General features: G+C 68.6%; 3 protein-coding genes. All 3 read left to right on the forward strand.

Annotated elements, in window-relative coordinates:
* Nucleotides 1-144 precede the first annotated feature (144 nt).
* Nucleotides 145-684 (forward strand): winged helix-turn-helix domain-containing protein, encoded by a 540-nt coding sequence (locus ACFT7S_RS38685; RefSeq protein ID WP_376381358.1) that lies wholly within the window; start codon nt 145-147, stop codon nt 682-684.
* Nucleotides 681-1,217 carry a transposase gene (locus ACFT7S_RS38690; protein ID WP_376381361.1) on the forward strand — a complete coding sequence of 179 codons (537 nt, stop codon included), beginning with the start codon at nt 681-683 and terminating at the stop codon, nt 1,215-1,217. The genes ACFT7S_RS38685 and ACFT7S_RS38690 overlap by 4 nt, the downstream gene beginning before the upstream one ends.
* Nucleotides 1,218-1,305: 88 nt before the next feature.
* On the forward strand, nt 1,306-1,486 hold a 181-nt coding region (locus ACFT7S_RS38695; protein WP_382741251.1), incomplete at its 3' end, for an ATP-binding cassette domain-containing protein.

Below are 1,486 nucleotides of genomic sequence, written 5' to 3' on the forward strand. Positions count from 1 at the left end.
GAGCCGTCCGGAACAATCCAACTCCACGTACCCCGCCCCATACCGACGTCAACGACGCCTCACCACATAGGACACGGTCTTACTGAGGTTTTCGGGTTGACATCGGGTGGTGACAGTTCATGATCCCTGTGGTATGCCGGTGGGATGAGGTATCCGGAGGGTGGAGGCCTGACCGCTGAGCGTCGGGCGTTTCGTGAAGGGATCCGGTTACAGGCCGGGATGCGGTTCGCGGCGGGTGAGAAGACCGCGGTGATCGCGAAGGATCTGCGGGTGAGTGTGAGGTCGGTGGAACGCTGGCGTCGTGCCTGGCGCGAGGGCGGCATGGAGGCCTTGCGCTCGGCGGGTCCGGCGAACTCCCCGACCGTCACCGACGCCCAGTTCGCCGTCCTCGAGGAGGAACTCGGCAAGGGACCGGCCGCGCACGGCTTCGAAGACGAACGCTGGACCCTGGCCCGGGTCCAGACGCTGATCCGCCGACGTCTTCGGGTGAGTCTGTCGGTGGCGACGGTGTGGCGGCTGCTGAAACGGCACGACTGGTCCTGGCAGGCACCAGCCCGCAGAGCACTCGAACGCGACGAGCACGCGGTGGAGCTGTGGAAGAAGGAGGTCTGGCCCCGGGTAAAAGGCTCGCGGCGGCGTCCGGGGCCTGGATCGTCTTCGAGGACGAGGCCGGCTTCTCGATGACACCGCCCCGTGCCCGGACCTGGGGCCGACGCGGGCACACCCCCGTCATCCGCGTCCGCGGCCGCTCCCGCCGCCGGACCTCAATCGCCGCCCTGTGCTGCTACAAGCCCGGCGAGACGAGCCGCCTCATCCACCGGCCCCGCACCCATCTCCGCCTCAAAGGCGCACGCAAGAGCTTCTCCTGGCAGGACTACCGCGACCTGCTGGTCCGCGCGCACATCCAGCCCGACGGTCCGATCGTGGTGGTCTGGGACAACCTCAACACTCACCTGGCGGCCGGGCTGAAGCGGTACGAGGCCGAGCACGACTGGCTCACCACCGTCCGCCTCCCGCCCTACGCGCCCGACCTCAATCCCGTCGAGGCCGTCTGGTCACTCGTGCGCAGAGCGATGGCCAACACCGCCTTCGCCATCCCCGACGACCTCGAGCGCGTCCTTCGCCGCGAGCTACGCAGGATCCAGCTCCGGCCCCACCTGATCGACGGCTGCCTCACCGCCACCGCCCTGGCACTCACACCACCGACCCCACCCTAAAAACCTCAGTAGCGCTGCGGGCGCTGCCGCGTTCATCCGGGAACTGCCGGACGGCGAACTCACCGAGGTGGGAGAGAAGGGGGTGCGTTTGTCGGGCGGGCAGCGCCGGCGCATCGTGCTGGCCCGTACATTGGCTGCAGACCCGCGCATCCTCATACTCGACGACGCGACCTCAGGGCTCGACAGCCAGACGGAAGCTGACATCGTGGCCAGGTTGCGCGCGGCGACGCGCGACCGCACCACCATACTGATCACTCACCGGCCCGCCC

Origin of the sequence: Streptomyces sp. NPDC057136, from assembly GCF_042670885.1 — a bacterium.
GTDB lineage: Bacteria > Actinomycetota > Actinomycetes > Streptomycetales > Streptomycetaceae > Streptomyces.

What these genes read in the sequence shown, in the direction of transcription:
- ACFT7S_RS38685 (WP_376381358.1), top strand. Translation starts at nt 145, where the DNA reads ATGAGGTATCCGGAGGGTGGAGGCCTGACCGCTGAGCGTCGGGCGTTT.
- ACFT7S_RS38690 (WP_376381361.1), top strand. Translation starts at nt 681, where the DNA reads ATGACACCGCCCCGTGCCCGGACCTGGGGCCGACGCGGGCACACCCCC.